This is a genomic window from Streptomyces sp. NPDC090741 (assembly GCF_044769045.1).
In the GTDB taxonomy this organism is placed as follows: Bacteria; Actinomycetota; Actinomycetes; order Streptomycetales; family Streptomycetaceae; genus Streptomyces.
The window spans coordinates 634074-659215 of record NZ_JBIVXF010000002.1 but is presented as its reverse complement, the minus strand read 5'-3'; the positions used below and the strand labels follow the sequence as shown (position 1 = coordinate 659215).

The window sequence follows — 25142 nt, the reverse complement described above, 5'->3', positions numbered from 1 at the left end:
TGATCCTTTCCGCGCGGCCGGAGCTCCGTTCGCGCCTCTCGCCCCCGCGCGGATCCGGCCCCGGGGCCCCTGCCGGACCAGTGCCCACGGGCCTTGGCGGATCCGGTGGAGGCCCGGTTCACCCGACGGGGTCGGGCGGCTCCGGGAGGATGACCGGGCCCCCTCGCTGTTGACGCAGACCGGTCCGGCCGCCCGCTTGGCATGGACGCGGCGTACAGTCGGCTGCCGACGCCGGGACCCGACCGAGAGCAGGGGCAATGACAGGCACCGCACCGACTTCCACCCTCGCCGGCTGGAGCCGGGCTCCCTTCTCCGCCGAGGGGCTCACGTACGACTGCTTCGAGAAGGGCGAAGGGCCGGGCGTGGTGCTCCTGCCGGAGCTGCCCGGCATCACGCCCGAGGTGCTCGGCCTCGCCGAACACCTGGTGGACGAGGGGTTCACCGTCGTGATGCCCTCGCTGTTCGGCACGCCCGGCAAGCCCTTGTCACTCGCCCGGACGGCGGCGGTCTTCGCCCGCATCTGCGTGTCCGCGGAGTTCCGGGCCTTCGCCACGAACGCCCGCCGGCCCGTCGCCGACTACCTCAGGGCCCTCGCCCGCGACCTCGCCGCCCGTACGCCCGCCGCCGGGGTCGGTGTCATCGGTCTCTGCTTCACGGGCGGTTTCGCCCTGGCCGCGGCGGTGGACGACGTCGTTCTGGCCCCCGTGATGAGCCAGCCGTCGGCCCCGATCGCGCTGACCGCCACCCGGCGCGCGGACGCCGGTGTCTCCGAGGACGAGCTGCAGCGCGTCGTCGAGCGCACCCGGAACAACGGCCTGTGCGTCATGGGGCTTCGCTTCAGCGAGGACTGGATGGCCCCCGAGGAGCGGTTCGACACCCTGAGCTCCCGGCTCGGCGAGGCCTTCAAGGTCATCCGGCTCAGCTCGGCGCCGGGCAACGACGACGGCTTCGGGCGGCAGGCCCATGCGGTGCTGACCCTGGAGGTCCGCGAAACCCCGCGGGATCACCCGGCCTTGAGGGCGCGCGCGGAGGTCACCGCGTTCCTGCACGCACGATTGGACGGATGAACCGGACAGCCATTCGTCCAGAAACGTGTTCCGGCCGGGTTGGCTCACCGGCAACACTTGCACCATGACCGGTCACGACCTCGACGAACTGCCCGACCCTGACCAGCCGTGGCCCGCGGGGCAGACGGCAGGCCCCACTCCGCCGCCTGCCGTACAGCCCGGCTACGGCTCCGACTACCGTGCGCCGGCGCCCGGTTCCGGACCCCTGCCGGGGAACCCCTACGCGCAGCCGCAGCCCGCGCCCTTGCCGCCTCCCCCACCTGGTGTTCATGGCCGTCCGGGGCAACAGCCGCTCGTCGGCGGCCCGTTGCCGCCCACGCCGGGCGGGGCGAGCAGGAGCCCGCTCCGGGGCCGGCCCGCCGCGCTGATCGCGGCGTTGGTCGCGGGCCTGCTGGTGATCGGCGGTGGCGTGTACGCCCTGGTGGGGACCGGCCGCGACAAGCCGGTGGCCGGGGCCGGAGCCGGGGGTACGGAATCGGCCACGCCGTCCGGCTCCCCCTCGGTCGACAAGGGCGACGGCAAGGGCCCGGGCGGCGGCCCGGACGTGTCCGACCTCAACGCCGGGATCAAGCCGGGCGAGGCGCCGGTCTGGCTGAGTGAGAACAGGAGCGAAGTTCCCGGTTCCGGGACCTCGCAGTACGGCCCGTGGCGGGTGGGCGACGTGGTGGTCAGGGCGATGTTCAAGGAGGTCACCGCCCACGCGGTGACCGATGGCCGGGAGAAGTGGAAGGTCGCGCTGGAGAGTCCGCTGTGCGCAGTCGCGCCGGCCCCGTCCGCGAACGGAAAACTCGTCGTCGGCGTCAAGTCGAGCGACAGCGAGAGCGCCCGCTGCACCCACCTCCAGCAGATCGACCTGACCACGGGCAAGGCGGGCTGGAAGGTCGAGGTGCCGCAGGAGAAGTCCTATGACACCGCAGTCGAGTTCAGGCTGGCGATCGCCGGGGACACCGTCGCGGTCGCCCGGTCGGCCGTCGTCAGCGGCTTCTCGGTCACCGACGGCCGCAAGCTCTTCGGTACGTCGATGACGGGTGCGTGCTATCCGGCGGCCGTCGGCGGCGGCGGTGCCAAATTGATCAACGTACGGAGCTGCCCCGACCCGAACGACGCCGGAAAGTCCCAGACCATGATCGAGGAGGCCGACCCGGCGACGGGCGCGCCCAAGTGGAACTACCAGTACGAGAAGGGCTGGAACCTCGGCCGGATCTACTCGGTGGACCCCCTGGTCGTGGCCGCGTACCACTCCGACCGGAAGATCTGGAACATCACGGCCTTCACGGCCGAAGGCAAGATCCGCTCGCAGACCGAGTCCAAGTTCGGGGTCCCCGGCCGGTGCAACGGATGGGGCGACGGAAGCGGTGACCTGCACGGCTGCGTCGGCGCCGTCGTCGACGCCGACACGCTCTACATCGCCGCGGGCAAGCCCGGCACGAGCCTCGGCATCGACACGACGGACGAGGTCGTCGCGGTCGATCTGAACAGCGGTGCCGAGAAATGGCATGCGGCCGCGCCCAAGGACCGTGCCATGTGGCCGCTGGCCGTCGAGGACGGCAAGCTCCTCGTCTACGTCCAGTCCGGCGCCCAAGCGGCGGGCGCGGTCGCGGCGCTCCCGGTGGCGACCGGCGGCGAACCGCAGGTGGTCCTGGCGAGCCCGGAAGGCACCAAGGGCGCCCAATCCGTCTTCTACCCCAACTTGGTGCGCATGGCCTGGGCGGGCGGACGGCTCTTCCTGCTCAACGGCCGGGTGTACAGCCCCAAGCCGTCGGAGGTGTCGCACGCCATCCTTTCCTTCGGCCGGTAGGAGAAGGGGCGGTGCGGCTGCCGGGAGAGCCGTGAGCGCGCTGACGGCCGACCCGGACACCGGCAACAACACCAGCAGGCCGGCCGGCCCGGCCTGCGTGCTGCGTCAGCCCCGTGCGCTCCCGCCGCCCGGGTCGTCCGAGGCGCGTGCGATGCCGTCGAGCTCCTTGGCGATCCACGCCCGCTCGGCGGCATCGCACGGGGACAAGGACCCCGCGAGCGCGGGCTCCTGGCGGGGGCGGGTGTTGTCCACGACCGCCCAGCCCTTGCCGCCGTCGGGGGCGGCCAGTTCGACGAGGCGGTGGTCGAGGTGGCCCGTGATCATCACGGCCATCAGGGACAGGTACTCGCACTGCAGGTCGGGGGCGAGATCGGTGTCTCCCGGCACTTCGAGAACGGCATCGCGGCCGTCGGCGAGCAGCGCGCAGGTGGTCTGGACGGCCCGGATGAGCACCTCGAACCGCTCGCCGCTCAGGCGCCCCCGCAGGAGTTCGAGGTAGGGACCCAGGACATCGGCCTCCTCGCCGTCGCCCGAGTCTGCCGCATGGTGCTCGATCATTTTCCCCGCCCCTCCCGGACGGCCACGTCCTCCCGAAGTGTAGGGAGTGCCCCGCACCTCCACGGCGCTCTTCGGCCACCGGCGGACGGCACCCCAGCCCCACCTTCAACGGGGGCGACGGCCAACCGAGTTCGCGGGCGGCCGTTCCAACGGTTCGATGAGTGGCCGGAAGACGTCCATGGCGGCCGGCCGATCCGGAGGCTCCTCCTCCGAATAGCCGGGACTATGCCACCCGCATATCCTTTGGGGATATTCCTTGTGTAATAGCAGGGAGAATGCAGCATCTCCCCACTTTCTACATTGACAGTGCGCTGCGCCCTGAGGGTTAATTACTTCACGGGTGGCCTGATGTAGTCGTGCGCGGACGGGTTCTGGTCGGATCCCGACCGGTTCTTTGCGGCAGTTGCGGAGTGTGCGGCCGTGACGACGCCGCGGCGGCGGGGGCGCTCCGAAATCGCACGTGTCATGACGATCGTACATTGAGCGGGTATTGGCGAATCCGACTCTTCCGTGGGGGGATCAATGGCCCGGCTCGACCCTTTCCCTGTTCCCGATTTCCACCTTCCGTTCGGGAACTCCAAGCATCCACTGGCTGCACGGGCCAACGCCGAGGCCACGTCATGGGCGTTGGGCCACGAGCTCGTCACCGATGCCGCCGAACAGTTCACGGCGATCGGCTGCGGACACCTCGCGGGCCGCGTGAGCGGCGAGGTGCCGTACGAGACCATCGTGCTGCTCGCCGAGTGGATGGCCTGGTCGTTCGTCCTGGACGATCAGCACGACCACCTCATCCGGACGGGTGAACTTGCCGCCTGGCGGCCCGTCACCGATGCCATCACCGAGTACCTGGCCACGGGCAGGACCTCACGGTCGTCATCGCGCCACAATCCACTGGTGGGCGGATTCATCGAGCTGTGCGACCGGATCCTGGACGGCATGTCCACCGGCACGGCGACCCGATACCGAACACATGTCCCCCAGATGCTGCACTCGCTGGACCAGGAGGCGGGCAATCGCGGCGCCGTCAGGCGCACTTCGATCCGGGACTACGTGCTCATGCGCCGGCACAGTTCCCAACTGCTGCCGATGATGGACATGGTGGAGGCCGGACTGGGAATCGACCTGCCGCAGCACGTCCACGACCTCCCGGCTTTCCAGGCGGTCGTGGAGAGCGCCGTGGACATCATCTCGTGGGGCAACGACCTGTTCTCGCTGCCGAAGGAGCACGCCTGCGGGGACAACAACAACCTGGTCTCCCTCATCGCCTCCTGGGAAGGACGTTCGCTTCCGGAGGCGGTCCGGTCGGTCGAGGCCCGCATCCAAGTCCGCATAGAGGACTACGTGGCGGCGGAGCGCCGACTGTTTCAAGTCATCGACGCCCAGGGCGAGATGGACCCCTCCGCGCGTGTGGCGGTCACCCGCTGCGTGCGGAGTTACGAAGACTGGATGATCGGCGCCGATCTGTGGCAGCGTTACGAGTGCACACGGTACAGCGACGAACGGTTCGCGGCCGGGCTGGAGTCCGCGTACACCCGCCCGGACCTCGTTTCGGTGGCATGACGGCATGACAGGGAGTCGACCCATGGCCCGTACGGAACAACTCGGCCCTGCGGTCCACGCACCGGCGGCTCCGGGGCGGTTACCGCTCCTGGGCCACGCCATCCCCCTGTGGCGGCAGCCGATCGCCTTCCTCGAATCGCTGCGCGAGCACGGCGACATCGTGCGGCTCGACATCGGCACCTGGCCCGTCCACGTACTGACGAGCCCGGAGCACGTCCACGCCGTACTGGTCCAGCAGGCGCAGAAGTTCGGGCGCGGCCGGATCTTCGACAGGCTGCGGCCGATGTTCGGCAACGGCATCGTGACGACGGACGGCGAGTTCCACCGCAAGCAGCGCCGGATGATCCAGCCGGCGTTCCACCGGAGCCACATCACCGAGTACGCCGAGGTGATGAGCCGGGCGGCGGAGGAGATGACGGCGTCGTGGACGGCGGGCCGGGAGGTCTCGATGGTCACCGAGGCGCGACGGTACGCGCTGTCCTCGGTGGCCGAGATGATCTTCTCAGGTGACCTGAGCCGGCCCGCCATCGCCGAGGTGCACCGCTCGCTGCCGATCGTCCTGGAGGGGATGCTGCTGCGGGCGGTCATGCCCAAGTCCCTGGACCGGCTGCCGATCCCGCTGAACCGGCGCTTCGACGCGGCGGCCGCCCGGCTGCGGGGGATCATCGACCAGGTGATCGCGCAGTACGACGCCGAGGAGGCCGAGGAGGGGCGCCACGACCTCCTGTCCCTGCTTCTGTCGAGCGTCGACCCGGAGACGGGCACGACGATGAGCCCCGAGCAGGTGCGGGACGAGGTCATCGCCATCCTGTTCTCCGGTACGGAAACCTCGGCGACCACCCTGTCCTGGGTCTTCCACGAGGTCGGCCGCCATCCCGAGGTGGAGAAGCGTCTCCACGAAGAGGTCGACGCGGTGGTGGGCACGCGCCGCGTCCGCCCGTCCGACATCGCGCAACTGCCGTACGCCAACCACGTGTTCCAGGAGGCCCTGCGTCTCCACTCGCCACTGCTGTTCACCCGGCGGGCGCTGGTCCCGCTCACGCTGGGCGGCGTCTCGATTCCGGCCGGAGCCGAACTGGCCTACAGTCCCTACGCGTTGCACCGTGACCCGGCGCTGTTCCGCGATCCCACGGTGTTCGATCCGGAACGGTGGCAGGAGAACGCGGACGAGCAGCCGCGCGCGCACCGGTACATCCCGTTCAGCGCCGGCCAGCACAAGTGCATCGGGGACACGTTCGCCGTGGCGGAGATCCTGACCGCCGTCGCGACGGTGGCCTCGCGGTGGCGGCTGGTGCCCGCTCCGGGGGTGACGGTACGGGAACTCCCGGCGGGGATGCCCCAGCCCAGCGAGCTTCCGATGATCCCCGTTTCACGCCATTGACGGAATCTGATCGATTCCGCTCATTTCAAGGCGAGTTCAGGGATCACCCGCCGTCACGGCCCGCGTAAAGCCAGAAGAGGATACAGCGTTGTCCCCTTACGGGTGACGTGATCCCGCAATAATGTGCTTAAGCAGCAACTTCTCGTCCCCAGGGTCGTACACTCGGCCGCACGCGCTGGAGGGGGCAAGAATGTCACATGTCACGGAACCGCAAGGGTGGGCGACCCAGCCGCTGCTCGAACGGGAATCCGAGATTCGCGCGATCCACCGCGCGGTGGACGAGCTGTGCGGCACCTCGGAGAACGGTCCCACCGCACGCCGCGGAGGTGTCCTGACCTTCGCGGGATCGGGCGGCATCGGCAAGACCACCCTGTTGGGCGAGGCCCGCCGGCACGCGGCCGAGCGCTCGTGCACCGTACTGTTCGCCCGCGGCGGCGAGCAGGAGAAGCAGGTTCCGTTCCACGTCATGCGGCAGCTCATCCAGCCGGCCTTCGCCGCCATGACCGAGGACGAACGCCGTGACGTCCTCGGCACCTGGTATAGCATCGTCGCCCCGGCGCTCGGACTCACCGCCGCCCCGGAAGGCCCGACGGCACCCGACCCGCAGGGCGTGCGCGACGGCCTGGACTGGGTCGTCACCCACCTGACGGTGCGCAGCGCGCCCGTCGTCCTGATCCTGGACGACGCGCACTGGGCGGACGCCGAGTCCCTGGCCTGGCTGACCGCGTTCGCGGCGCGGGCCGAGGAGCTCGCCATGCTCATCATGGTGGCCTGCCGACCGGACGAGATCCCCGCCGGCGCGGGAGCGCTGCGCGCCCTGATGAGCCGGCAGGGGACCCGTCCGCACGAGCTCGCTCCGCTCACCACGACCGCGGTGGCCCGCATAGTGCGGCCCTCGGCCAGAGCGCCGATGACGTGTTCTGCCGCGAATGCTGGGCGATCACCGGCGGAAACCCCTTCGAGGTCGTCGAACTGGCGATGAAGGGCCGCGACCGCGAGCTGAAGCCGCACCAGGACAGCATTCCCGAGCTGCGCGATCTGGCCTCCGCCGTCAAGGGCAGCGGCCTGATCGACCGCCTCGAACAGCTCGGTCCGTCCATCGTCCGGCTCGCCTGGGCCGCAGCGGTTCTCGGCACCGCCGTCCCGACCGGCATCGTCGGAAGCGTGGCGGCCCTCGGTGACGCACAGGTCGCCGACGCCATCACCCAGCTGCGGTCCGCGCGCATCCTGACCGTCCTCACGGGCCTGCGCCGCAAGGAGGTCGTCGAGTTCTTCCATCCGCTCGTGGCCACCGCCGTGTACCGGTCGATTCCGCCCGGTGTGCGCGTCGCGATGCACGGCATGGCCGCGCAGGCCCTGGTCGACGACGGGCAGGGAGCCGCGGCCGCGGCCCGTCACCTGCTGGAGATGCACCCCGACGGCGACCCCTGGGTCGTACAGCAGCTGCGCCAGGCCGCGCGCGACAGCTTCTCCGCGGGAGCGCCCGACGCCGCACGCCGCTATCTGGCCCGTGCGCTGCGCGAGCCTCCGGACACGGAGGACCGGGCCGAGGTGCTGTTCGAGCTCGGCTCCGCGAACCTCCTGCACGATCCCGCGACCACCATCAACCAGCTCAGAGCCGCGCTGGAAGAGCCCAAGGCCGAACAGAGCCTGCGGGAGGCGATCACGTACCGGCTGGCCCAGGCCCTCGCCCACACGGGTCAGCTGGCGGAGGCCGCCGGGCTCCTCCAGGAAGAGGCCAAGCAGGCCACCAGCTCCCGCACCCGGCTGCGCATGCAGGCCGAGCAGTTCAAGTGGAACTCGGTCCGGGTCGACGAGGAGAACTCGCCCGCCCGCTCCCGGCTCCTCGCCCAGTTCGCCAAGCGGATCACCGGCCGCGGTCTGGCCGAGCGGCACATCCTGGGCCTGCGGGCCTGGGACGCCGCCATGCGCGGCGAGCCCGCCACCACGGCCCTGGACTTCGCGGAACAGGCGCTGGACGGCGGGATGAGCTGGACCGACCAGGACTTCGGGTTCGAAGTGCCGGCGGTCATCGCGGTCACGCTGATGTACTGCGACCAGCCGGGCCGCGCCGAGGACCTGTTCAACACCGGCATCGTCGAGTTCGAGGCGAAGGGCTGGCGCGGCGCGCACCTGTCGTTCGTGTACACCCTGCTCGGGTACGTCCGCTACCGGCGCGGGCGGCTCGCCGAGGCGGAGGACTTCGTACGCAACGGCCTGCAGATCGCCGACCGTGTCGGACAGGGGATCCCGGCGCAGTGGTACGCGATCGGAACGCTCATCGAGACACTGCTCGCCCGCGGGAACACCGAGGAGGCGCAGCGGGTCGCCGACGCCTACAAGCTGGGCGAGGGCTTCCCGAACGCCGTCGTCTATCCCGACCCGCAGGCCGTGTGGGGCAAGCTGCTGCTGGCCCAGGGCCGGACCGACGAGGCGCTGCGGCACCTGGCCGCGGCGGGCAAGCGGCTCGATCTGCGCGGCACGCGCAATCCGTCGTGGAGTCCGTGGCAACTGGACCTGGCGCTGGCACAGTTCTCCCGCGCGCCCGAGCAGGCGCGTGCCACGGCGGCAGAAGCGGTGGCCCGGGCGAACGCGTTCGGTACGTCCAGCGCCATCGGCCACGCCCTGCGCGTGTCGGCGGCGGTCACGGATCCGGCGCAGGCGGCCGTCCTGCTGCAGGAGGCGGTGGGCCACCTCGAACAGTCCCCGGCCGCCTGCGAACTCGCCCACGCGCTCGTCGATCACGGCACGGCCCTGCACATCCTCGGTGACCCCCACCGGGCGGCGCAGCAGCTCTACCGGGGCATGGAGACCGCCGCGGCCTGCGGCGCCGACGGCCTCGCGCGCCGCGCCCGCTCCCAGCTGGTGTCGGCCGGACTGCGCCCGCGCCGGCTGCACACCTTCGAGCAGGACACGTTGACCGTGACCGAGAGCGCGGCGGCCGAGCACGCCGCGCTGGGCCTCGACAACGCGGCGATCGCGGCGAAGATGCACAGCAACCCCCAGGCGGTCTCCGAACTCCTCTCTGCGGTCTTCACCAAGCTCGGCACCGACCGCCTCGGCCTCCGCAGGGCCCTGGGGATCTGACTGCCTGACCACGACACTCTGACCACGATCGCCCTGGCCGAAACCGGTCGCTGAGGAAATCATCACTGACGTCGCCCTCGCACCCCTGCATTAGCTTGAACGGACATGCGAACGCATGCCGACGGGGGTGTGATGGCGACGCAGTCTGTGGGGTCCGATGTCCAGGACGGGGGGCCTCCCGAGGCCACCCGCCTCGGGGCCTCGACCGGGGCCCGGCCGGCGGTGGTTGCCCTGGGCGTGCTTGCGGCCGTGGCGCTCGCGCTCTGTGCGTTCGGTGCCGTGCGGAGCGCCGGCAGTCCGGCGCAGCGGGCCGTACTGGGGGCCGGCGCCGCCGTGTGGGCCGTGGTGCTGGTGCCGCTGCTCGTGGAGGCATTGTCCCCGGACGTCCTCACCGTGGGGCCGGGTGGCGTCGAACTGCGGCGCGGGCGGCGCCGGGTGCGGCTTGCGTGGGACGACGTGGAGGCGCTGTTCCTGCTGCCCTCGCGGAAGACCGGTCCGGCCGCCCAAGGGGCTTCCGCGGTCGGCACCTCCGCCGCGGCGGCCGCGGTCGCGGCCTTTCAGGGGCGACTCGTGATCCGGCCGCGTGCGGGCAGTCCGGCAGGGCTCGCGCTGCGCGGTTCGCCGAAGTGGGACCGGCACTGGCAGGCCGTCTCCTTCGACCTCCGGCACGTGGAGGTGGGGACTTCGGAGCAGGCTCCGTCGCGCTTGGAGCAGCTATTCGTTCCGTACGCGGGAAGCCGCTGGCACGGGTCCGCCGCGCTCCCCTTCGACCGGACCGGTGGAGTGACCGTACCGGGGCGGCTGCTGACCTGGCCGGCGGTCCTCGTGTTGCGGGTGCGGTGGCTGGTGATCGTGGCCGGCATGCTCGCCGCGGGTGCGGGGTCGGCGGGCCACGGAGTCGGGTTCCCGACGCGGGCCGCCACCGCGGCAGCGGGGGTCGTCTGCGCCGTGGCGGGTACGGGGTGGCTGGCCCGGCGTCTGTGCCGGCGCTGTCGGCTGCGCCTGGACGGCGAAGGGCTGCGACTCGGCGTGGGCGGCGCCGAACGCCTGGTGAACTGGGGCGAGTTGAGCGAGGTCACGATCGGTCCGGCCCTGAGCCGGCGCGGCGGGTCCCCGGGATCGGCCACCGCGGTCCTGGCGCGGCCGGCGCCCCACGCCGCGCCGCCCGCACCGCTGGCGGGCCGGGCCTTCCCCGTACGGACCGATCCGCGGCTCGTCGAGATCGCGCCGCTGCACTCCCCCGGCCTGCAGTACTGGCACGGACTCGACGTGTTCCCGCAGCAGTTGGCCGCAGCGCTCGACCGGGTCCGATCCGACGGGGACGGGGACGGGGGTGGTGACGGTGGCGGTGGCGGTGGCGCCGCGCACGGCGGGTCGGCATCCGCCGCCGCCACCGGAGAGACGCTCACCCTGTACGTCTCGCCGACCGCGCCGGGCGCCCACCGCACCATCGCCTCCGCCCTGAGGGTCGAGGCGGGGGCCCGGCCGGTACGGGTCGTGATCGAACCCGGCACCTACCCGCAGGCCCTCCGGCCGTCGGGCACCGTCGAACTGTGCGCCGCCCAGGGCGGGCACACCGTGGTGATCGACGTGCCGGCCGGGACGGCGGGCGCGGCGGCCGTCGACTGCTCCGGGCACGTCACCCTCACCGGGCTGCGCATCGTCGGCCGGGCGATGGCCGCCGTACGGGCGGACGGCCGGCTGCGGCTGAGCGGCTGCGCCGTCGAAGGGTGGGCCGAGGACGCCGTACAGGCGGTGAACGGCGCCGAGTTGACCGTCGAGGACTGCGAGGTCCGGGTGGGCCGCACCGCACTGGCCGGGGCCCGCGCCATCGTCCGCCGGAGCCGGTTCCAAGAAGCGAAGGCCGACGCGATCGCCCTGACCGAGGGAGCCCGCGCCGAGCTCCGTGACTGCCAGGTGTCCGATGCCCGGGGCTCGGCCGTGAGCGTCATCGCGTCCTCCGCCGTCATCGAGGACTGCGAGCTGTACGGCGCCGGCAGCCACGCGGTGCTCGCCCGCGATCACGCGGAGGTCGACATGGCGCGCTGCCAGATCCGCGACATCGCGTCGACGGCCCTTTCGTACGTCGATCAGGCCCGCGGAACCGTCGAGGACACCACCGTCTCCGGCGCCAAGCACGGGATGTACGTGGCCCGCGGCGCCGGCCCCGTCGTGCGCCGGGTCCGGTTCCGCGACTGCCGCGTCACCGGGGTGAGCGTGGGTGAGCAGGGGCGCGGCCGGTTCGTCGGCTGCGCATGGGAGGCCACCGGTGACACCGGCATCAGCGTGTCGGACGGCGGCGCTCCCGTCCTGGAGGACTGCGTGGTCCGGGGCGGGAGGGTCGGGCTGCTCACGGAGAAGGCACAGGGACGTTTCACCGGGCTGCGGATCAGCGACCAGAGCGCGACCGCGATCCTGATCCGCGATGAATCGACGGCCGAGCTGAGCGACGTGCACCTGGAGAAGTGTGACGACGGACTGGTGATCCGGGGCGACGCGGTCTCCGTCACCCTCGCCGGGGCGACCATCGTCGACCTGGCCGCCTCCGGAGTCTGCCTGGAGGGCAAGGCACGGCTGCGGGCGGAGCGTTGCACCATCGAACGGGCCGGCCTGTTCGGTTTCAACTGCCGTGACAACACCAACCTTTCGGCGCAGGACTGTGCCGTGACCGGCGCCGGGGAAGCCGGCGTACTGGCGGTGTCGAACGCCACCGTGGACGCCGAGCGGCTCACGGTCACCGATTCGGCCAAATGCGCCGTCATCGCGAACGGCAACAGTCGGGTGACCGTCGCCCATGCCGTACTGCGCGGGGGCGGGCAGGACGGCATCCGGCTCGCGGAGTCGGTCATCGGCCGGTTCGAGGACTGCGAGGTGACCGGTTTCCGCGGCGAGGCCGTCTCCGGGAACGACCGCGTCCCCCTCGTCGACGTCCGTACGGGCGCCACTGACGCGGACGTCGAGCGGCCCGGAGCAGGCCCGCTCGCCGCGCTCCACGCCATGATCGGCCTCGATGCGGCCAAACAGCAGGTCGGTGTCCAGGCGGACCTGATCCGGCTGGCCAAGTGGCGCAAGGAGGCGGGCCTGCCCGCTCCGCCCCTCGCGCACCACCTGGTCTTCTCCGGTCCGCCCGGCACCGGGAAGACGACCGTCGCCCGGTTGTACGGACAACTCCTGGCCGCACTCGGCACATTGAAGAAGGGACACCTCGTCGAGGTGGCCCGTGGCGATCTGGTCGGCGAATACCTCGGGCAGACCGCGCAGAAGACGCAGCGGGTCTTCGAACGGGCCCGGGGCGGCGTCCTGTTCATCGACGAGGCGTACAGCCTGTCGCGGCGGTTCGGCGCCGGGTCCGACTTCGGCCAGGAGGCCATCGACGTGCTGACCAAGCTCATGGAGGACCAGCGCGACGACGTCGTGGTGATCGCGGCCGGCTACACGGAGGAAATGCGGACGTTCCTGAACTCCAACCCCGGTCTGCGCTCACGCTTCTCGCGCACCATCGAGTTCGTCGCGTACGAGCCCGATGAGCTGACCCGGATGGTCGAACTCCAGGCACGGGCCCTCGCGTACGTGCTCGCCCCGGAGGTCAGCGAGCTGCTCACGGAACGCTTCGAGCGGCGTGCGCGGCGCGGTGAGCCGGTCAACGGGCGGGACGCACGGACCCTGTTCGAGGGCATGGTCGAACGGCAGGCGGGGCGGCTGGCCGCGCACGAGCAGCCGACGCGCGAGGAGCTCGTCCTGCTGCTCGCGGACGACATTCCGGGCGAGCGTTAGCACCCGGAGCCAAGGCGAAAGGCGCACAGGCATGACGGTGGAGGACTTGGCGAACGGGATCCTCGCCCACGTCCCTCAGGAGTCCCACGACCCGGAGGCAATGAGCTGGTTCCTGTCGGACGCGGCCGCGGAAGCCGCCGACGAGTTGCGCCGGGCCGCCCTGCGGCCGGACGGCAGCGTCCTGCTGATCGCGGTCCACGCCTTCGCATGGCACAGCTTCTGCCGCTATCTCGCCAGTGGAGAAACGGATCCGGCGGCTCTGGGCCGCGCCGTGCTCTGCTTCCACGACGTGCACCGCGCCGATCCCGAGAGCGTCCCGGCACCGCTGGGGCCGGTCGTCGCGATCCTCGCGGGCGAGCCCGCGGGGGCGGACACCGATCCCGGTGACGTGTACCTGACCGGCACTGCGGTTCTCACCCTGTACCAGCAGGAGCGCAATCCCGTGCAGCTCCAGGCGGGGGGCATCCTGCTGCGCCACGCGGTCGACGCCTTCCCCGCGGGCAGCCTCGAACAGGGCGCCGCTCTCTCCGATTTCGGCCTCGTGCTCCTGTACGCGTTCCGGGAAGGCGCGGGCCGGGAGTTCCTGGCCGACGCCGTGCAGCGCAGCCGCACCGCGGTGGCCGCCGCACCCGGCGACCGGGCCGAGCAGGCACGCCGGCACGGCAACCTGGGGTTCGTCCTGAGGAACTGGGCGGAGGCGACGGGCGACCCGGCGGCCGCACGGGAGAGCGTGGCCGAGCTGCGGCTGGCGACCCGTACCAGCGAACCGGAAGACCCGCACTACGTACTGCACCTCGCCGCGCTCGGTGCCGCCCTCGCCTCGGCGGCGGTCCCGCTCGTCGAGCCCGCACTGCTGTCCGAGGGCGTCGGACTCCTGCGCCGCGCCGTGGCGGCCGCGTCCGGATCCGGTCAGCCGTCCGCCGCGTACCTCTCCGACCTGGGCATGGCACTGGTCTCCCTCTCGCTCGCGCCACCGGGGCGGGCGGACCGGCCCCTGCAGCCGGGCGAGCGCACCGCCCTCTTCGAGGAGGGGGTCGACGCCCTCCGCCAGGCGTCCGCCACGGCCCTCAACCCCCTCGAACGGGCCGTGTACCTCGGCCATCTCGCCCTCGTGCTCAGCGGCCGCAACGTGAACACGGCAGATCCCCGTGCCCTCGACGGCGCGTACACCGCCGCGCGCGAGGCCATGGAGGCCGCCCCTCCCGGGCATCCCGCGCACACCCAGGCGCAGTACGTGCTGAGCCAGGTCCTGCGCTCCCGCTACGTCGAGCGGGGCCGCCTCGACGACCTGGAGGCCGCGGTCGACTGCGCCCGACGCGCACTGGAGGCGACCGCGCCCGACACCCCGCCGCATGTCACCCGGACCGTGGACCTCGCCGACCTGCTGCGTCTGCACGCCGACGCCGTCGCCGCGCCCGAGGCGCTCGCGGAAGCGCTCGCCATGCTGCGCGCTCTGGCCGCCGCCACGCCGCCCGGCTCTCCGCAGCGGGCCGAGGTGCTGCTCAAGCTGGCCCGGGCGCTCGCGGCCGTGGGGCACGGCACGGGTGCGGTCGCGGAGGCCGCCACCGACGAGGCCGTACGGGTGTTCCGGGAGTGCCTCACGCTGCCGGGCGAGAGCACCGGTTACGAGGCCACGGTGCGGTTCGCCCTCGGTGCCGTGGTGGCCCGGCACAGGCAGTGGACCGAGGGTGTCTCCCTGATGCGGCAGGGAGTCGACCTGCTCGGCGCCGACGATGCGCGCCGCTCGGAGTACCTGTCCGACTTCGCCGGCGTGCACTTGGACCGCGCCCGTGAGGAGAACGATCCGGCCGAGTACTCCGAGGCGGTACGCCTCCTGCGCCAGGCGGTGGCCTCGGCCGCGGAGGGGGACGCGCGCCAGGAGGCGGTGAGCCGCTCCAACCTCGGCGTCGCCCTCGTGGGGCTCGCCTCCCTGGCCGTCGACGAGGAACTGCTGGCCGAGGGGGTTCAAGCGCACCGGGACGCGGTGGCCGTGAGCGCCCCGGACGACCACTACCGGCCGCACCGGCTCGGCAATCTCGGGGACGCCCTGCAACAGCTCGCACAGTTCCGCTCCGACGCGACCCTCGTCGTGGAGGCCGTGGAGGTGCTGCGCGAGGCGGCCCGGGCCGGTGCGCCCACCGTGCCCGGCAGCGCGGCGAGCTACAGCCGCCTGGGCAACGCGCTGCGCTCACTCACCCGTTTCACCGGAGACGGCGCTCCCCTCGAAGAGGCCGTCTCGTGGCACCGCAGAGCCGTCGCCGCGTTGTCCCGAACGGACGGGAACGGCACGGGCGGGAACGGCACGGGCGGGCACGGCACGGGCGACGAGGCCCTCAGCCTCCCCGGCGCCCTGCTGGGGCTGGCGAACGTCCTCGGTGAGCGCTTCCGCCTCACGCACGACGAAACGGTCCGCGAGGAGGCCCTGCAGCACTACCGGGCGGCCCTGGCGGCGGCTCCCCGGGTCTCCGGCGAGCGCCATGCCATGCTCAGCAGTTACGGCCACATGCTGTGGAGCGCTGCCGTCGACACCGGCGACGAGGCCCGTATGGACACCGCGGTCGGCACACTGCGCGAGGCCGTCGCCACCGCGCCCGCACGCCACGCGCAGCTCGGCATGGTGCTCACGAACCTGGGTTCCGTGCTGATGCAGCGGGCCAGGATCACCGGTGACCGCGTCTGGCTCGCCGAGGCCGTGACCGTACTGCGCCGCGCGGTCGACGAAAGCCCGCCGCGCGTCTTCGAGCGCGCCGGCCTGCTCTCCAACCTCGCCGAGGCGCTGCGCGCCTGGTACGGGGTCACGGAGGACCGGGCCGCGGCCGAGGAGGCGGTCGCGCTGCTGCGTGAGGCGAGCACGCTGGAGCACGGTGTGCGGCACGGTCCGGACCTGGCCCGCGTCAACCTCGGCGTCCTCTTGCACGACCTCGCCCTGGAGCCGGGACCGGACGGGGAACCGGACCCGGGCACCCTCGCCGCATCGTGGCAGGCCCTGGAGGAGGCCGTCGCCCGCCTCGGCGATCGCGACCCGCTGCGGCCCCTCGCCCTGGCGAATCTGGCCGGCGCCGCCGTGGAAACCGCGGAGCAGGCCGAGGAGGAATCCGGACCGGCGGTCCGCGCGGCGCTCGAACGCGCGGTGTCCGCCGCCCGGGAGGCGCTCGACCTCACGCCCGAGGGCCATCGCGTCCGGGCCCGCACCCAGTGGGTCCTGGCCCGGGCACAGTGGCGGCGCGCCCTGCTCGGCGAGAGCGTCGACCTGGCCGAGGCGACCCGGCTGGCCCGGCGGTCCGCACGGAACGAGGCGGCATCGCTCTCCGTGCGGGTGCTCGCCGCCCGGACCTGGGGCGATGTCGCGGCGACCGCGGGCCGGGACGCCGAGGCCCGCACCGGATACGCGTACGCCGTCGGCCTGCTGCCCCGGCTCGCCCCGCACACCCTCGGGCGCGCCGACCGGGCGGCCCGGCTCGGCGCCGGGCTGGGCCTCGCCTGCGACGCCGCCGCAATGGCGCTGCGCGTGGGCGACCCGGAATCGGCCCTCACCCTCCTTGAGCAGGGCCGCGGGGTACTGCTCGCCCAGGGTCTGGAGATGCGCGGCGACCTCTCCCGGCTGCGCGCGGCGTCCGCGGCCCTGGCCGCCGAGTTCGAGCGGATCCGGGAGGCGCTGAGCACCGATCCGGCGCCGGCCGCGGTCATCCGTACCGACCTCGGGTCACCGGCCGCACCGGCCACCGAGCAGGATGCCGGTCTCCTGGCCGAGTCACGGTACGCCCTGGCGCGGAGCTGGGAGGAGCTGCTGGTCCGGATCCGGGAACTGCCCGGGCTGGAGGACTTCCTGCGTCCGCCGCGGGTCGCGGACCTGATCGCCGCGGCGTCCGCCGGACCGGTGGTCGTGGTGAACGTCAGCCGGTACCGCTCCGATGCCCTCGTCGTCACCGCCGGCGGGGGCGTCGAGGTGGTCCCGCTCCCGGCCCTCACCCCGGACGCCGTCCTGGAACACGCCGTCACCTTCGCCACGGGGGTCGACGCGGCGTACGGAGACCTGGGCGCCGAGGAGGCCGTGAGCGCCATGCGGATGCTCTCCGACACGCTGGAGTGGCTGTGGGACTCCGTCGCCGGGCCGGTCCTCGACCGGCTGGGGCTGCGTACCGTCCCGATCGACGGCGAACCGTGGACGCGGCTGTGGTGGTGTCCCACGGGCTGGCTGTCGTTCCTGCCGCTGCACGCCGCGGGCCGCCGGGAGGGCCGTTCCGCCGAGAACGTCATGGACCGTGCCATCTCCTCGTACACGCCGACGCTGGGCGCGCTCGTCCGCGCCCGTCAGGCGTCCGGCACCGCTCCCGGGCCGCAGTCCTCCCCTGCCCCGCTGGTGGTCGCGCTCGCCGAGACGCCCGGCGCCGCGCCCCTGCCCGGAGCCTCGCGCGAGGCTCGGCTGCTACGGGAGCTGTTCCCGGCGGGGGTCGAACTCGCGGGCGCCGCGGCGACCGTCGACGCGGTCCGGCGGGCGCTGCCCGACCACCCGTGGGTCCACTTCAGCTGTCACGGCGTGAGCGACCCGATGTCCCTCTTCGAGAGCGGCCTGATCCTCCACGACGGGCGGCTCACGGCGCTCGACGTCGCGGCGCAGCACCCGGGCGCGGCGGTCCTCGCCGTCCTGTCGGCCTGTTCCACGTCCCAGGGCGGGTTCCTGCTGCCCGACGAGGCGGTGCACCTGTCGGCGTCGTTCCAACTGGCCGGATATCCCCATGTGGTGGGGACGCTGTGGCCGGTCTCCGACAAGCTGGCGACGCGGCTGGCGGAGGAGTTCTACACGGCGCTCGCCGACGACATCGCCCACGGCCGGCCCATCGATCCGGCGGCGGCCCTGCACCGGCCGGTCCGGGCCCTGCGCGGGCGCCTCGCCCGCGCCCCGCACCTGTGGGCCGCGCACATCCATGCGGGTCCCTGACCTGCCCTTTCAGCCTGCGGGCGGTTCGGCGGACGGGGTCGGCTCGGCCTGCGCGGTGCCCGACCCCTCCTGGGGCAGGTCCTCCGGTTCGGCCGCGTCGCCGGTCGGCCGGTAGACCCGGCGATCGGAGAACTCCTCCACGAGGGCTTCCAGTTCCTCGTCGGACGCCCCGTCACGATGCGGTGTCATCTACGGCTTCCCCTTCGTCGGTGGGTGTCTGCGGCTGTTGCGGTGCGGGCGGCAGCAGGACTTCCAGTACGTCGATGTCGGCGGCCCGGAGATAGACCCCGCCGGTGTCGGCCACCCGGCCGAGGAACCGGCCATCGGGTGCCATCCGGTACTGGGACTGCAGGTAGAGGTCCCCCTGCTGGGGGAAGGCGGACACGGCCGACTGCGGGCCCAGCCAACCGCCCACCCACAGCCCGCTCTTGAGGCGGGCCCGGACGAAGCACGACCCGCGGTCGCGGAACAGCGCGTCCCAGGCCGTCGGCGTCGGCTCGTACCGGGCCCTCCTGCGCCGCCTCCCCCAGGCGGCCTCCACCCAGGCGATGCCCGCCGGCACCACGACCACCAGGAGCAGCGCGGCGAGGCCCGCCTGCCGGGGGCGCCGCATCACCCCGGCGAGCGGCCCGGCTCCGTCACCGGCGAGCAGGCCGACCAGCCACGGCCCGGCGGCGAGCGCGTACACGGTGTCGAGCAGCGCCCCGGCAGCGATCGCGCGCACGAGGCGGTTCTGCGGTTCCTGCTCGGCCGCGACGGCGCCGCGCAGGTGCTCCCGGACCGCCTGGTAGAAGACCCCGGGCAGCACCAGGATCAGCAGGATCGCGAGCTGCTGTACCGTCCCCGGAACCATGGCTCCCGCTCCTCCCCCTCCCGGCCCGCGTGGGCATGCCGACTCCTTGATCACACGGTACGTCGACGAGCCGCGCGGGGGGTCGGGATCCGGCCGGGCGAGGGAGGGATCACAGTCGGCTCAGCGGTGGGTGAAGTCCGCGGCGCGCTTGTCCACGAAGGCGCTCATGCCCTCCTTCTGGTCTGCGGTGGCGAACACGGCGTGGAACAGCCGGCGTTCGAAGCGGACGCCCTCGGCCAGGGTGGTCTCGAAGGCCCGGTTCACGGCTTCCTTGGCCATCATGGCGACGGGGGCGGACATGGCGGCCACCGTTCCGGCGACGGCGAGGGCCTCGGCGAGCAGCTCGTCCGCCGGGACGATACGGCAGACCAGGCCGGCCCGTTCGGCCTCGACGGCGTCCATGGTCCGTCCGGTCAGGCAGAGTTCCATCGCCTTGCCCTGCACCGCGGGCTCGGTCACGAACACATGTTGGACGTCCTGGTAAGTCCCCCCCTCCACCGGAAGTCCGGCCACCTCCACCGCGTGGGTGAACGCGGGCCGGATCACCCGCCTGCCGCGGGGGCCGGCTGTGCGCTGTCCCGGGGCGCGCGGGACCGGACCGTCAGACCGGCGATCAGGCCCGCGAGCAGCACGCTGCCGGCCGCCCACCAGAAGCCGGCGGTCTGGGCGCGCAGCAGCTCCTTCTCGATCATCTGCGGCATCACCGACCCGGCGCGCAGGCGGTCCACGGGGCCGGAGAGCACCGTGTCGAGCACTGCCGCGCCGATCGCCGTACCCAGCGCCTGGGCCGTGAAGACGGCCGCCGCGGCTCCACCGGAATGCTCCGCCGCGACTCCGCCGGTCACGGTGGCGAAGATCGGCACGAAGGCCAGGCCGACACCGAGGCCGACGAGGAGCATGCCGGGCAACACCCCGGTCGCGTACGGGCTTTCGAAGCTCAGGCCGGTCAGCAGGAACAGCCCGAGGGCCGTGAGCGCCAGGCCCGCCAGCATCGGGACGCGCGGCGCGACCCGGCGCAGCAGTCGGGCGGAGACCTGGGTGGAGCCGATCAGGATCGCGGCGACCATGGGGAGGAAGGCCTCTCCGGCCATGGCCGGGTCGTAGCGCAGGACGACCTGGAGGTAGTAGCCCACGACCGGGTACAGGGCGAAGACGCCGGCGCCGGCCAGGAGCATGCCGAGGAGGCTGCCGGCGCGGTTCGGGTCCGTGAAGACGTACGCGGGGAGGAGCGGGTTCGATGCCGCCGACTGCCACCACAGGAATCCGACGAGCAGGAGGACGCCCCCCACGAGCAGGACCAGCACCAAGGGGGTGGCCCAGCCGTGCGGCCGGGCCTCGCCCAGTCCGTAGATCAGGGCGGCGACCCCGCCGGAGCCGAGCAGCACGCCCGGTACGTCGAAGTGGCCCGCGGTGCGGCCCGGGCGCTCGTGCACCAGGGCGAGCGTTCCGATCAGGGCGATCACGGCGAGGGGGGTGCCGACGTACAGCGAGCCGCGCCAGCTCAGGGAATCGACCAGCCATCCGCCCTCGGCGGTCCCGAGCGCCGTACCTCCGGCCGCGATCGCGGCGTAGATCCCGAAGGCCCTGCCCCGCTCCTTCGGGTCGGTGAAGCCGGTGGCAACCAGGGACAGCGCGGCCGGTGTCAGCAGCCCGCCGAAGACGCCCTGGAGGACGCGGGCCCAGACGAGCGTGCCGGAGTCGCCGGCCGATCCGCCGAGCGCGGAGGCGGCCGCGCAGCCGAGCAGGCCGACGATCAGTATCTGTTTGCGTCCCACGAGGTCCGCGATGTGCCCGCCGATCAGCAGCACCGCGCCGAAGGCGATGACGTAGGCGTCGGACATCGTCCGCAGGCCGTCGGCGGGCAGGTCCAGGGCGGCCTGAACGGCCGGAAGCGCGACGCTGAAGTTCGCCGCCTGGAGCAACACCATCAGCTGCACCAGGGCGATCACCACCAGGCCCCACCAGCGCTTGGGGTGCGCGGGCGCCGGGTCGGGGAGGGAGGCCACGGGCGGGGTCAGCGGCCAGGCGCTCGCGGGCGCGCCCGGGGGCGGTCCGAATCCCTGCGCGGGATCGAAGGGCGCCGCAGGCGCCGGGGCATAGGCGGGCGGCAGGGGCGGCGGCTGGTCCCGGGGCTGGTCCCGCGGAGCGGACGGCTCGGCGGGGGCCGTGGCCTGGGCGGGGATCACCGGGGCGTAGTCGAGCAACTCGGCGGCATGGCGGCCGAGTTGCGCCAGCACGGCGCCCGGCAGCCACTCCCCTGCCTTTTCCGTAGCCGTACGCTCGGCCACCTCCCGGGGACTCGGCCGCTGCGCCGGGTCCTTGTGCAGGCATGCCCGTACGAGGTCGACCAGCGCCTCCGGTACGCCGGTCAGGTCCGCCTCCTCCTCGGCGACCCGGAAGAGGTGGGCGTTCAGACCGGTGTCCGTGGCGCCGAAGAGGAGGCGTCCGGTGGCGGCGTAGACGAGGACGGCGCCCAGGCAGAAGACGTCGCTGGCAGGGGTGAGTTCGAGCCCGCGGACCTGCTCCGGCGACATGAAACCGGGGGAACCGATCAGCATGCCGGTGCGGGTGTGCAGGCTGTGCTCCTCGGCCAGGCTGTCCATCGCCCGGGCGATCCCGAAGTCGATGACGCGGGGGCCGTCGACGGTGACGAGGACGTTGGACGGCTTGAGGTCGCGGTGGATCAGGCCCGCCTCGTGCACGGCCTGGAGGGCGAGGGCGAGGCGGTTGGCCAGGGTGTGGACGGAGTGCTCGGGCAGCGGCCCGAAGTGCTCGGCGACGACGGCGTGCAGGTCGGGGCCGGGGATGTACTGGGTCGCCACCCAGGGGATCGCGGCCTCGGGATCGGCGTCGAGCACGGCCGCCGTACAAGCGCCGCCCACCCGCCGCGCGGCGGCCACTTCGCGGGCGAAGCGCCTGCGGAACTCGGGGTGGCCGGCGTACTCGGCCTGCACGACTTTCACGGCGACGGTACGGCCGGCCTCGGAGCGCCCCAGATAGACCAGGCCCATCCCGCCGGCGCCCAGCCGGGCGATGAGTCGGTACGGGCCGATACGGGTCGGGTCTTCGGCGATCAGCTGGTCCACGGAGGGAAGGATAGGCCAACTGTCGGACAGCGGTGGGGAGATCAGGCGGAACGATCACCACCACCGGGCTCGGTGAACCGTTCAGGCGGGGGCTCCGTAGGGCCACTTGCACGACGCCGGCAGAGCCCGTCGCGCACTCCTACGGACGGAAGGCACCGACATGCCCAACGGCACCATCAACATCGATCCGAGCGAGATCGAGGAAGCCGCCAACTGGCTGCGCAATCAGAAGGAAATGATGCAGCAGAGCCTCCAGGAGGCGAACACCAAGATGGACGAGGTCGTCGCCGCGGCCTACGCGACTCCCGGCTCCGAGACGAAGTTCAAGCCGTTCTGGGAGGAGTACAAGAAGGGCACCGGCGACGCGATCGAGGGCCTCCAGGGCGTCAGCGAGTTCCTGGACAAGGTGGCCGCCGCGTTCGTCGACACCGACGACCAGACCACCAGCGGGATCGGCTGACCCACCGGCGCAGCGGCCGGGTTCCGGGCCCGTACGCAGGTCCGGAACCCGGCCGCCGCCCTCCCATGACGCGACGGAGGAGCACATGGCCGAGATCAGCATCCCGATCGAGGACCTCAAGAACACCCTGGCGATGCTCGCCGACATCCGCAGCCGCATCGAGAACAGGACGGGGCTGGAGAAGGTCGGCACCGGGAGCGACGTCGGGGACTCCACCCTGGTCGACGCGATCCAGAGCTTCGACTCGGCCTGGCAGGGCGGCCATGAGCGGGTGCAGGAGAACGTGGACACATTCCGGGATGCCGCGCAGGGGATCGTCGACAACTTCCAGGGGACGGACGAAGAGCTCGGCAACGCGCTGAACCACTGAGTCACCCCGACCACCGAGTCACCCGACTCGATCCCGAGGCTCGATTCCGAGGAAACCTGAGGAAAGGGGAGGCGTTCCATGACGCACCCGGCCGGTACGGCAGCACCCGCGGCGGCGCCCGAGCGGTACACCCTGCGGATCCCGGACTCCTGGTGGCATCTCGAACTCGGTTCCAGCTCACTGGATGTGACGATCCGCCGGCTGATCGAGGCCCAGGCGTACGGGAACGAGGCGGTCGGGCGCGAGGAGCTCGACGCCCTGGTCCGCACGACCCGCAAGATCGCCCGCGAGGCCGCGGCTCGCGGCGCGCTCCAGGCGGCGGGCATGGTCCAGTTCACCGACAGCGGCTCCTCGCTCAGCGCCACCACGGTCGTGCTGCGGGTGAACACCCCGGAGGACTCCTCGGCCGACCTGGCCGAGCTGATGATCCCGGTCGCCATGAAGAACGCGAACAACCCGCTGGGGCGCGGCACCGAGGCGAACACCGCCGCCGTCATCGACCTGCCCGGGGTGGGTCCGGCGGGACGGGTCACGGTGATCGAGGACCTCGACTACTCCGGCCGGGGCACCGTGCGCACCGCGATCATGCATACCGTCGTGCCGTTGCCGAACACCCGGGATTTCCTTGTGATTTCGAGTGCGACTCCCAACCTGAGCCTGCTGACGGAGTTCTTCGACGTTTTCGACGCCATCAGCGGCACGCTGCGGTTCCCGTCGTGAATCCCCCCTCCGAGAAAGCGAGGTCTCCGCGATGACGCGGCCGGCACTGACCGAGTGGGAGACCCTGGACCTCACCGAGGACCCCACCCCCGGCGAGCCCGACATCCTCCAGAGACTGGCCGACGAGTACCAGACGATCTCCGACGACGCGGAATCCGCGCTCGGCGTCGTCACCCGCGTGCAGAACCAGGAGGCGGGCGCGGGCAAGTCGATGGAGAAGCTGAAGGAGACCCTCGACGAGCTGCCGAAACAGATCGGCGCGCTGCGCGACTCGTACGAGATGGCGACGCAGGCGGTCAAGGACTACATACCGAAGCTGAGGGATCATCAGAATACGGCCGATATCGCCCTGGCCAACGGCAAGGCGGCGGCGTCCCGGCTCGCGAGCGCCATCGCGACCGCCGGCGGCGCCTCGGCCGCGGTATCGGATCTGGACCGGGCCGCCCCGCCGCCGCCCGACGACGAGACCGCCAGGCGCAACGCCCGGCAGGCCATGGACGACGCGAAGGCCGCCGAGCGCACCGCCCAGGCCGCCGTGGACTCGGCCCGCTCCGATCTGGACGCGGCGCGCAAGATGGCCATGGACGCGAAGTCCCTGCGGGAGACGGACGCTTCCACCGCCGCCACCGCGATCGGCCTGGCCGAGGACGAGGCGGTCAAGAAGAAGAACTTCTGGGACAAGCTCTGGGACACCATCGGCTCGATCTTCGGAATCATCAGCGCCGTCCTCGGGGTCATCTCCTTCCTGATCCCCGGGCTCCAGCCGCTCGGCCTGATCCTGGGCGGCATCAGCCTGGTCACCGGCCTCGTACCGCTCGGCATCAACATCGCCAGAGGCGTGGTCACGGGCGACTGGGACGTGGTCGGCATCGTGCTCGGTGTGGTGGGCACCGCCTTCGGCGGGTTCTCCATCATCAAGGGGGCGGGCTCCGCGCTGAGCGGCATCCTGAAAGGGCCCAAACCCACCGGCGGCGGGGGCGGCGGTATCGGCGGCGCCGCGGACGACATCCCGCTGCGGGACCTCCCGCCCCTGCCGCCCTCCCGGGGCTCGGGCGCCTCCAGCGTCCCGGACGGCCCGCCGCGGATCGACGTCGAGATCCCGTCCACCGGCAACCTCCTGGACGACATCCCGCACCTGGGCCCCGGCTCCCGGCCGCCCACGCCGCCCGGCTCCCCGCCGCCGCCCACGCCCCCGCCGCTGCCGGTCCCGCCGCCGGCGGCCGCACTGGCGAACAACCCGGGCGCGGTCAGCGCGTACCTCCAGAGCCTGGTGGACGCGGTCCGCAACGGGACGGCCGGGGCGATCGGCGCCCTCTGTGCCTTCGCCGGTACGTTCTACGGGCCGATCGCGACCGCGGGCCAGGCGCCGGGGGCCGTGGTGCACGGGCAGCCGCTGGTCGGGAACACCAACACCGACGGCACCTGACCGACCGGGCCCGGCCCCGTACGGCGGAGGGCTCCCGCGCCGAACCGTCCGGCGCAGGAGCCC

The 25142-nt window shown here is 72.5% G+C and carries 16 protein-coding genes and 1 pseudogene; 12 read left to right on the top strand and 5 right to left on the bottom strand.

Going from position 1 to position 25142, the window contains the following annotated elements:
• The first annotated feature begins 257 nt into the window (after positions 1-257).
• Together ACIQU4_RS08035 and ACIQU4_RS08030 are read left to right on the top strand one after the other, a co-directional pair.
• A complete protein-coding gene (locus tag ACIQU4_RS08035) occupies positions 258-1067 on the top strand; it encodes a dienelactone hydrolase family protein (RefSeq protein ID WP_403727216.1) in 810 nt (269 codons plus the stop codon).
• A 64-nt stretch (positions 1068-1131) separates the two neighbouring features.
• Entirely contained in the window at positions 1132-2865 is a 1734-nt protein-coding gene (locus tag ACIQU4_RS08030) for a PQQ-binding-like beta-propeller repeat protein (RefSeq protein WP_403727214.1), read from the top strand.
• A 105-nt stretch (positions 2866-2970) separates the two neighbouring features.
• Here ACIQU4_RS08030 and ACIQU4_RS08025 read toward each other — a convergent pair whose 3' ends face one another.
• A complete protein-coding gene (locus tag ACIQU4_RS08025) occupies positions 2971-3423 on the bottom strand; it encodes a hypothetical protein (RefSeq protein WP_403727212.1) in 453 nt (150 codons plus the stop codon).
• A 627-nt stretch (positions 3424-4050) separates the two neighbouring features.
• On the opposite strand from ACIQU4_RS08025, the gene ACIQU4_RS08020 reads away from it, so the two are divergent.
• The 6 genes from ACIQU4_RS08020 (at position 4051) to ACIQU4_RS07995 (ending at position 18164) form a co-directional block, all read left to right on the top strand.
• Positions 4051-4983 (top strand): terpene synthase family protein, encoded by a 933-nt coding sequence (locus tag ACIQU4_RS08020; protein WP_403727211.1) that lies wholly within the window; start codon positions 4051-4053, stop codon positions 4981-4983.
• A 22-nt stretch (positions 4984-5005) separates the two neighbouring features.
• Complete coding sequence (locus ACIQU4_RS08015; protein WP_403727210.1) at positions 5006-6364, top strand: cytochrome P450; 1359 nt, start codon at positions 5006-5008, stop codon at positions 6362-6364.
• 190 nt (positions 6365-6554) lie between these two features.
• Positions 6555-7346, top strand: a complete 792-nt coding sequence (locus ACIQU4_RS08010; RefSeq protein ID WP_403727208.1) for an AAA family ATPase — start codon at positions 6555-6557, stop codon at positions 7344-7346.
• Positions 7280-9451 carry an ATP-binding protein gene (locus tag ACIQU4_RS08005; RefSeq protein WP_403727206.1) on the top strand — a complete coding sequence of 724 codons (2172 nt, stop codon included), beginning with the start codon at positions 7280-7282 and terminating at the stop codon, positions 9449-9451. The genes ACIQU4_RS08010 and ACIQU4_RS08005 overlap by 67 nt, the downstream gene beginning before the upstream one ends.
• A 132-nt stretch (positions 9452-9583) precedes the next feature.
• Positions 9584-13225 (top strand): right-handed parallel beta-helix repeat-containing protein, encoded by a 3642-nt coding sequence (locus ACIQU4_RS08000; protein ID WP_403727205.1) that lies wholly within the window; start codon positions 9584-9586, stop codon positions 13223-13225.
• Positions 13226-13256: 31 nt separating this feature from the next.
• A complete protein-coding gene (locus ACIQU4_RS07995) occupies positions 13257-18164 on the top strand; it encodes a CHAT domain-containing protein (protein WP_403727204.1) in 4908 nt (1635 codons plus the stop codon).
• A 9-nt stretch (positions 18165-18173) separates the two neighbouring features.
• On the opposite strand, the gene ACIQU4_RS07990 is transcribed toward ACIQU4_RS07995, so the two are convergent.
• The 4 genes and pseudogenes from ACIQU4_RS07990 to ACIQU4_RS07975 all read right to left on the bottom strand — a co-directional run bounded on the left by ACIQU4_RS07990 (position 18174) and on the right by ACIQU4_RS07975 (position 22103).
• Positions 18174-18353, bottom strand: coding sequence for a hypothetical protein (locus ACIQU4_RS07990; RefSeq protein ID WP_403727202.1), 180 nt, complete (start codon positions 18351-18353; stop codon positions 18174-18176).
• Positions 18337-19017 carry a DUF6338 family protein gene (locus tag ACIQU4_RS07985; protein ID WP_403727201.1) on the bottom strand — a complete coding sequence of 227 codons (681 nt, stop codon included), beginning with the start codon at positions 19015-19017 and terminating at the stop codon, positions 18337-18339. Before ACIQU4_RS07985 ends, ACIQU4_RS07990 begins: the two co-directional genes overlap by 17 nt.
• A gap of 120 nt (positions 19018-19137) precedes the next feature.
• Positions 19138-19455: pseudogene (locus ACIQU4_RS07980) on the bottom strand (enoyl-CoA hydratase-related protein); the annotation flags it as partial.
• Positions 19456-19559: 104 nt separating this feature from the next.
• Positions 19560-22103 carry an MFS transporter gene (locus ACIQU4_RS07975; protein ID WP_403727199.1) on the bottom strand — a complete coding sequence of 848 codons (2544 nt, stop codon included), beginning with the start codon at positions 22101-22103 and terminating at the stop codon, positions 19560-19562.
• 160 nt (positions 22104-22263) lie between these two features.
• Here ACIQU4_RS07975 and ACIQU4_RS07970 point away from each other — a divergent pair, with 160 nt between their 5' ends.
• The 4 genes from ACIQU4_RS07970 to ACIQU4_RS07955 all read left to right on the top strand — a co-directional run bounded on the left by ACIQU4_RS07970 (position 22264) and on the right by ACIQU4_RS07955 (position 25079).
• The gene (locus ACIQU4_RS07970; protein ID WP_403727198.1) at positions 22264-22563 is read left to right on the top strand and encodes a WXG100 family type VII secretion target; all 300 of its coding nucleotides are present in this window, start codon (positions 22264-22266) and stop codon (positions 22561-22563) included.
• Positions 22564-22648: 85 nt separating this feature from the next.
• On the top strand, positions 22649-22933 hold the full coding sequence (locus ACIQU4_RS07965) for a hypothetical protein (RefSeq protein ID WP_403727196.1): 285 nt from the start codon (positions 22649-22651) through the stop codon (positions 22931-22933).
• Between the two features lie 78 nt (positions 22934-23011).
• Positions 23012-23653 carry a hypothetical protein gene (locus tag ACIQU4_RS07960; protein WP_403727194.1) on the top strand — a complete coding sequence of 214 codons (642 nt, stop codon included), beginning with the start codon at positions 23012-23014 and terminating at the stop codon, positions 23651-23653.
• Positions 23654-23684: 31 nt separating this feature from the next.
• On the top strand, positions 23685-25079 hold the full coding sequence (locus ACIQU4_RS07955) for a hypothetical protein (protein ID WP_403727193.1): 1395 nt from the start codon (positions 23685-23687) through the stop codon (positions 25077-25079).
• Positions 25080-25142: the final 63 nt, after the last annotated feature.